This is a genomic window from Acidovorax sp. GW460-11-11-14-LB4, from assembly GCF_059423685.1.
This window is the reverse complement of sequence record NZ_JBWKYJ010000125.1, coordinates 1-6,474: the sequence shown is the minus strand read 5'-3', so window position 1 is coordinate 6,474 and position 6,474 is coordinate 1. Positions and strand designations below refer to the sequence as shown.

At 66.1% G+C, this 6,474-nt stretch carries 7 protein-coding genes; 4 read left to right on the top strand and 3 right to left on the bottom strand.

The genetic code is table 11. The annotated features are described in order from the left end of the window. Nucleotides 1–466, top strand: a 466-nt coding sequence (locus AC07X4_RS23610; protein ID WP_494741498.1) for a DoxX family protein, incomplete at its 5' end; no start/stop codon positions are given. Between the two features lie 29 nt (nucleotides 467–495). Here AC07X4_RS23610 and trxC read toward each other — a convergent pair. Continuing rightward, nucleotides 496–933, bottom strand: coding sequence for a thioredoxin TrxC (gene trxC, locus AC07X4_RS23605; protein WP_494741497.1), 438 nt, complete (start codon nucleotides 931–933; stop codon nucleotides 496–498). 185 nt (nucleotides 934–1,118) lie between these two features. Between trxC and otsB the strand changes: the two genes are divergently transcribed. From otsB to otsA, 3 genes are read left to right on the top strand one after another with little or no spacing between them, the layout of a single operon-like run. Next, nucleotides 1,119–1,856, top strand: coding sequence for a trehalose-phosphatase (otsB, locus tag AC07X4_RS23600; protein WP_494741496.1), 738 nt, complete (start codon nucleotides 1,119–1,121; stop codon nucleotides 1,854–1,856). Continuing rightward, the gene (locus tag AC07X4_RS23595; RefSeq protein WP_494741495.1) at nucleotides 1,853–3,658 is read left to right on the top strand and encodes a glycoside hydrolase family 15 protein; all 1,806 of its coding nucleotides are present in this window, start codon (nucleotides 1,853–1,855) and stop codon (nucleotides 3,656–3,658) included. The genes otsB and AC07X4_RS23595 overlap by 4 nt, the downstream gene beginning before the upstream one ends. Before the next feature lie 49 nt (nucleotides 3,659–3,707). Continuing rightward, complete coding sequence (gene otsA, locus AC07X4_RS23590; protein ID WP_108498523.1) at nucleotides 3,708–5,084, top strand: alpha,alpha-trehalose-phosphate synthase (UDP-forming); 1,377 nt, start codon at nucleotides 3,708–3,710, stop codon at nucleotides 5,082–5,084. A 29-nt stretch (nucleotides 5,085–5,113) separates the two neighbouring features. Here the strand turns inward: otsA and AC07X4_RS23585 are convergent, their stop codons facing one another. Next, nucleotides 5,114–5,308, bottom strand: coding sequence for a DUF2905 domain-containing protein (locus tag AC07X4_RS23585; RefSeq protein ID WP_056745516.1), 195 nt, complete (start codon nucleotides 5,306–5,308; stop codon nucleotides 5,114–5,116). Nucleotides 5,309–5,329: 21 nt separating this feature from the next. Beyond that, entirely contained in the window at nucleotides 5,330–6,448 is a 1,119-nt protein-coding gene (locus AC07X4_RS23580; protein WP_494741499.1) for a class I SAM-dependent methyltransferase, read from the bottom strand. Nucleotides 6,449–6,474 lie beyond the last annotated feature (26 nt).

Sequence of the window (6,474 nt, the reverse complement as noted above, 5' to 3'; positions counted from 1 at the left end):
GGCCACCCACGTCCCCACGCCCCCCGCCACAGGCCCGCGCATGCTCTTGGCGCGCCTGGCCGACACCGCCACCTGGCTCACCCCGCACAGCTTGCTGGCACTGGTCAACCGCGTGGCCATCGCGGGCATCTTCTGGCTGTCAGCGCGTACCAAGGTTGAGGGCTGGTTCACCATTTCCGACAGCGCTTATGCGCTGTTCCGCGATGAATACAAGCTGCCCCTGCTGCCGCCCGAGCTGGCGGCGCAGATGGCCACCGTGGCCGAGCACCTGTTTCCGGTGCTGCTGGTGCTGGGCCTCTTCACGCGCCTGTCGGCCCTGGCGCTGCTGGGCATGACGCTGGTGATCCAGGTGTTTGTCTACCCCGACGCATGGCCCACCCACCTGTCATGGGCGGGGCTGATGCTGTACCTGATGGGGCGCGGTGCCGGCAACGTGTCGCTGGACCGCGCGTTCGGAATCCGTTGATCCGTTGATCCGTTGAAGCGACCGTCTCTTCAACCACCGGCCGTACGCACCCAGCGCACGATGTCCGCCGCGCCCAGCGCGCCCGAAATGCGCGCCACCTCACGCCCTTGCTGGAACAGGATCATGGTCGGAATGCTGCGGATGGCGTAGCGCGCCGCGATGGCCTGCTGGTCTTCGGTATTGAGCTTGGCCAGGCGCACACGGGGTTCCAGCTCGCGGGCGGCCTGCGCGAAGGCGGGCGCCATCTGGCGGCAGGGACCGCACCACGGGGCCCAAAAATCCACCAGCACCGGGATGTGGCTGCGCGCCACATGCTTGTCAAAGCTGGCGGCATCCAGTTCCAGCGGCGCCCCCGCAAAAAGCGGCTGATGGCACTTTCCGCAGTCGGGTGCGTTGCCCAGGTCTGCGCTCTGCACGCGGTTGGTGGTGTGGCAATGGGGGCAGACGATGTGTAGGGCTTCGGTCATGGCGCGGCAAGGGTGGGGCAAAGGGATTTTGGTCACATTGCGACACCGGCGCGCTGTTTCAAGGGCTCGCGTTGCAATCTGCGAGCCCCCCCGTTGCAACCGGTCGCAGACCTTGCGCGCGTTTACCACCCATGAATCCCCCTGGTGGCCTTGCCTGCATTGCAGCGTCTGCTATGGTTTCGCGGATGCAGCTGCTCCCCACACTGACAACTGCCCATGCGCTTTTTCTCGATTTCGACGGCACGCTCACCGAGCTGGCGCCGCGCCCCGAGGCGGTGCGCATTGCGTCGGGCCTGATTCCCACGCTGTCATCGTTGCACGCCCAGCTGGGTGGCGCGCTGGCCATTGTGACCGGCAGGCCCGAGGCCGACATCGACGGATTTCTGGCGCCACTGCGCCTGCCGCTGGCGAGCGAACATGGGGCCCAATACCGCCTGGGCGAGACTTCCGTTCCCGCCACCGAGCCACCCTCCCTGGAGCCCGTGTTACAGGCCGCCCAAGACCTTGCAGCACGGCACCCCGGACTGCTGGTGGAGACCAAGCGTGTGAGCGTGGCCCTGCACTACCGCCAGGCGCCCCACCTCGAATCCCTGTGCCATGACACGCTGGTGCGGGCCATGCGCGAGGTGGAAGGTGTGGAACTGCTGCGTGGCAAATGCGTCTTTGAAGTGAAACCCCGTGGCGTTCACAAAGGCCAGGCCATCGTCGACTTCATGACACAGCCACCCTTTGTGGGCCGCACGCCGATCTTTGTGGGCGATGACGTCACCGACGAGGCCGGCTTTGCCGCTGTGCAGACGCTCGGCGGCTGGGGCATCAAGGTGGGCGAAGGGCCCACCATGGCACAACACCGCTGCATGACATCGGCCGCACTGCGGGGCTGGTTGTCGTCTGCACGCACAACGCTGGAGCGCGAACGATGAACACAGCCGCCACACACCCCCAGACGGGCTCGCTCAACCTCGGGATGATCGGCAACTGCGCCATCAGCGCGCTGATCGACGACCACGCCCGTATGGTGTGGTGCTGCCTGCCGCGCTTTGATGGCGACCCGGTGTTCAACGCCCTGCTGCAGCCCGGGGATGAGGGCAGCCACTTTGCGATCGAGCTGGAAGACCTGGCATCGGCCCACCAGTGGTACGAACCGAACACCGCCATCCTGCGCACGCAGTTGTTCGACAAGGCGGGCCACGGCATCGAGATCACCGATTTTGCGCCACGCTTTTACAGCCGGTCACGCTACTTCCGGCCCATGACGCTGGTGCGCCGGGTGCGCCCCATCCAGGGGTCGCCGCGCATCCGTTTGGCGCTCAAGGTGCGCTACGACTGGGGCCAGACCACCCCCGAGATCACGCGCGGCAGCAACCACATACGCTACGTGGGCGAGAGCATGACGCTGCGCCTGTCCACCGATGCGCCGGTGTCGCATGTGCTGTCGGGCCAGGCGTTTGTGCTCACGCGGGAACACAACTTTCTGCTGGGCGCCGACGAGACGCTGGTGGACGGTATTGCCGACACCGCCCGCCGCTTTGAGCAGGAGACCACGGCCTACTGGCGCAGCTGGAGCCGCGCCCTGGCCATTCCACTGGAATGGCAGGACGCGGTGATCCGTGCGGCCATCACGCTCAAGCTGTCGCTGTACGAAGAAACCGGTGCCATCGTGGCCGCCATGACCACCAGCATCCCTGAGTCGGCCCACAGCGGCCGCAACTGGGACTACCGCTACTGCTGGCTGCGCGATGCTTTTTTTGTGGTGCGCGCACTCAACAGCATCTCCGAGGTGGGCACCATGGAGGACTACCTGCGCTGGCTGAGCAATGTGGTGGTCGAAGGCGGCGATGGCCACATCCAGCCGCTGTATGGCATCGGGCTGGAGAAAGACCTGCCCGAAAGTTTTGTGCCCCAGCTGGCGGGCTACCGGGGCATGGGCCCGGTGCGCGTGGGCAACCAGGCGGCCGAGCATTTTCAGCACGACGTGTACGGCAACATCGTGCTGGGCGCGGCCCAAGCCTTTCATGACCACCGCCTGCTGCACCGCGCGGGCCTGGCCGAATTCAAGCGGCTGGAACAGGTGGGCGACAACGCAGTGCGTGTGTACGGTCAGCCCGATGCCGGCATGTGGGAGCTGCGCACGCGCGCCCGGGTGCACACATCGTCCGCACTGATGAGCTGGGCCGCTTGCGACCGGCTGGCCAAGATCGCCGCCACGCTGCAGCTGGCCGACCGTGCCAGCCACTGGCAGCAACATGCCGACCGCATGCGCGCCGAGATCCTCGACAAGTCGTGGTGCGAAGAACGCCAGGCGTTTGCCGAGAGTTTTGGCGGGCATGAGCTGGATGCCAGCGTGCTGCTGATGGCCGAGGTGGGCCTGATCGATCCCAAGGACCCACGCTTTGTGAGCACCGTGGAGGCCATGGAAAAGAGCCTGTGCGATGGCCCCTACATGCGCCGCTACGAGGCGGCCGACGACTTTGGCAAGCCCGAAACGGCCTTCAACATCTGCACCTTCTGGCGCATCGACGCGCTGGCGCGCATTGGCCGCAAGGCCGAGGCACGGGCCATCTTCGAGACCATGCTGGCCGCACGCAACCCGCTGGGCCTGCTGTCGGAGGACACCCACCCCGAAACCCGCGAGATGTGGGGCAACTTCCCGCAGACCTATTCGATGGTGGGTGTGATCAACGCCGCCGTGCGCCTGTCAGCGCCCTGGGACAGCGTGATTTGAGGCGCTGTCCGACACCGGCCGGGGGCGGTCAGCACGGATGATTGCCCCCATGAGCCGTCTTGTCGTCATCTCCAACCGCCTTGCCGATCCGCGCAAGCCCGCCGCCGGTGGCCTTGCTGTGGCCCTGGGTGAAGCCCTGAACCAGACCGGAGGACTCTGGTTTGGCTGGAGCGGTACCGTGGTCGAAGACGGCACACCCGGCGAGAGCGAACTGCACACCCGCCAGGCCGGCGCCGTCACCCTGGCCACCGTAGACCTGTGCCGCGAAGACCATGACAGCTACTACCACGGCTACAGCAACAGCGTGCTGTGGCCGGTGTTCCATTACCGGCTGGACTTGGCCGACTTCAACGCCCGCTACATCACAGGCTACCGGCGTGTGAACCAGATGTTTGCGCGCAAGCTGCTGCCCCTGCTGCGCGACGACGATGTGATCTGGGTGCACGACTACCATCTCATTCCCCTCGCCGCCGAGCTGCGTGCCATGGGCTGCAAGCAGCGCATCGGGTTCTTTCTGCACATTCCCATGCCGCCGCCGCTCATCATGGCGGCCATTCCGCAGCACGAGTGGCTGATGCGGTCTTTGTTCGCCTACGACCTGGTGGGCCTGCAGAGCGAGGCCGACGTGTCGCATTTCACGCGCTATGTTCGCAATGAGGGCAGCGCCGAAGCGGTGGACGAAAAGCGCGTGCGCGCGTTTGGGGCTACCGTGGTGGTGCAGTCGTTTCCCATCGGCATCGATGTGGACGAATTCACCCGCCTCACACACGCCCCCGACGCGGTGGAGACCTACGAGAACATGCGCGACGAGTATTCGCGCAGGCGCCTGCTGCTGGGCATTGACCGGCTCGACTACTCCAAGGGCATCCCACACCGCGTGCGCGCATTCCGAGAGCTGCTGGATCGTTACCCCGAAAACCGCGACAGTGCGACGATGATCATGATCGCCTCACCCAGCCGCGACGACGTGCACGCCTATGCCGACCTGCGCCAGGAACTGGAGGGCCTGTGCGGCTCAGTCAATGGCGACTACGGCGAACTGGACTGGATGCCCGTGCGCTACATCCACCGCATGGTGGCGCGCAAACGTGTGCCGGGCCTGTGCCGCGCCGCTGCCGTGGGCCTGGTCACGCCACTGCGCGATGGCATGAACCTGGTGGCCAAGGAATACGTGGTGGCGCAAGACCCGGACAACCCCGGCGTGCTGGTGCTGTCACGGTTTGCAGGTGCAGCAGAACAGTTGAAAGAAGCGCTGCTGGTGAACCCCTACGACCCCCAGGGCATGGCCGACAGCATCCAGCAGGCCCTGCAGATGCCGCTGGCCGAACGGCAGGCGCGCCACCAGAAGCTGATGGCGCGCATCCGCGAGCACGACGTGCACTGGTGGCGCAAGGCGTTTCTGGACGCGCTGCAGACGGCAGGCTAACAGGCGCAGCGGCCGCAGTGATGGCGGCCCTACAACAGCTTGGTGATCAGGCTGACCACAAAGCTCAGCAGCAGCGTGGACGCCAGTGGTACATCCCAATCGCGCCCCAGCCAGCGAAACCGGAAGTCCCCGGGCAACCGCCCAAAACCCATGCGGCGCAGCAGCGGCGACAGCCAGCTGATGAACATCAGGGCCAGGAGAATGACAAGGAGCCAGCGGAACATGGGCAGCGCGGCAGCAGGCGGTCAGAGCCGGTGCGAACGATCGCCGTGGCTGAACCCCAGCGGCTCCCACGGCTCGCCCGCGCCCACGGCCAGCACCTTGAACAGCTCGCCCATCTCGTGTTCCATGATCAATTTGGCCGCTGTCGCCCGCTGGACTTGCGGTAGTTGCTCCATTTTTGGGAGCAACCGACAGTTGATGAGGAAATGCGCCTGCGTGGTGTAGCCCAGCACGTTCAGGCCCGCCTCCTGCGCGGCCAGCGCCATGGCGGTGAAGTTGACGTGGGCAGTGATGTCCTTGAGCCCCACCGCCACCAGCGGGTCGCCATCGGCCAGGTGGCCCTGGTGGCACATCACGGTGCCCATGTGGCGCTGGGGGTGGTAGTACTCGTCTTCGCCAAACCCATAGTCCAGCAAGAAGGCGGCGCCGCGCGTGAGCCGGTCGGCCAGCATGCGCATGAAGCCTTCGCCCTGGGCGTGGATCTCGGTCAGGTAATCCTGCGGGCCTTCGATGTCGATGGGCGGGCGCAGGTCGGTGGGGCGGTCGGCCCAGGCAAAACTGCCGTCCTGAGCTACCGCCACTCCGCGCTCATGCCACACACCGCCCTGCTGGCCGCCGTGGCGGGCGAGCAGTTGCACGGGCATGGCATCGAGCACCTCGTTGCCCACCACCACGCCGCTGAATTTCTCAGGCAAGGCATCCACCCAGCGCAGCTTGTGGGCATGCGCCACCAGTTTGGCCTGCTGGCGCACGCGCAGGCTGCCCGACAGATCGACGATGGTGTAGCGCTGCACCTGGTCGCCCAGCGTATCCAGCAACTGCAGCGCCAGCGCGCCCGAGCCCGCGCCGAACTCCCAGACCTCGTCGGTGCCGGTTTGGGCCAGCGCCTCGCCCACCTGCACGGCCAGGGTCTGGCCGAACAGTGGGGTCATCTCGGGCGCGGTCACGAAGTCGCTGCCCGACTCCGGCATGGCACCGAATTTGGTGGAATCGTTGGCGTAGTAGCCCAGGCCGGGCGTGTACAAGGCCAAGGCCATGAAGCGATCAAAACCCAGCCATCCACCCTCGGCGGCAATGGCCTGGGTGATGTGCTGGTGCAGGGCGGTCGTTAAACTGTCGGGTCTTTGGGTCACGGCCCGCATTGTCCCCCACATGTCCATCCCTCCCC